Raw genomic sequence first — 847 nt, 5'->3', positions numbered from 1 at the left:
TCAACGAGTTCCGACACCGGTCTCTGGTCGAAGCTGGCCCGTTCACGTTCGTTGCCGCGGACGCGCTCACGATGAAAGTCCGCGAGGGCGGCCGAGTGATCAACACCGTCGTGCTCATCGCCACCGGGGTTAACGCCGACGGGCGAAGAGAAGTCCTCGGGCTGCAAGTCGCCACGAGCGAGACCGGGTCTGCATGGAACGCGTTCTTCGCCGACCTTGTTGCCCGCGGCCTGACCGGTGTTCAGCTCGTGACCTCCGACGCCCACGCGGGCTTGAAAGACGCGATCGCCGCAAACCTGCCCGGAGCTGCCTGGCAGAGATGTCGCACTCACTACGCCGCGAACCTGATGTCGACGACGCCTAAGAGTATGTGGCCGGCCGTGAAAGCGATGCTCCATAGTGTTTATGACCAGCCCGACGCCGCTGCGGTGAACGCCCAGTTCGATCGGACCCTTGACTACGTCACCGAGAAACTCCCCGCCGTCGCTGACCATCTCGACACCGCCCGGGTCGACATCCTCGCGTTCACGACGTTCCCGAAGGATCTCTGGCAGCAGATCTGGTCCAACAATCCCAACGAGAGACTGAACCGCGAGATCCGGCGCCGCACCGACTCCGTCGGCATCTTCCCCAACAGAGACGCGATCATCCGTCTCGTCGGCGGAGTCCTCGCCGAACAAACCGACGAATGGGCCGAAGGACGCCGCTACCTCGGACTCGACATCCTCGCCCGCTCCCGCATGCGAGCCCTGCCCGATACCGGAAGCGAGGTGAACACCGACACGATCATGGCCCTCAGCGCCTAAAACGAAGGATCAGCAGTTACACCACACCACGGGACTTGACC

Annotated in this window: 1 protein-coding gene; it reads left to right on the top strand. The window is 63.4% G+C overall.

The window, feature by feature from the left end; all coding sequences use genetic code 11:
- The coding region (locus tag VLI63_RS17635) for an IS256 family transposase (RefSeq protein WP_409158157.1) at window positions 1-806 on the top strand (806 nt) is incomplete at its 5' end.
- Window positions 807-847 lie beyond the last annotated feature (41 nt).

Source organism: Lacisediminihabitans sp. H27-G8, from assembly GCF_046156175.1.
Classification (GTDB): domain Bacteria; phylum Actinomycetota; class Actinomycetes; order Actinomycetales; family Microbacteriaceae; genus Lacisediminihabitans.
The sequence above is the reverse complement of the archived record's forward strand: the minus strand, read 5'-3'. Positions and strand labels throughout refer to the sequence as shown.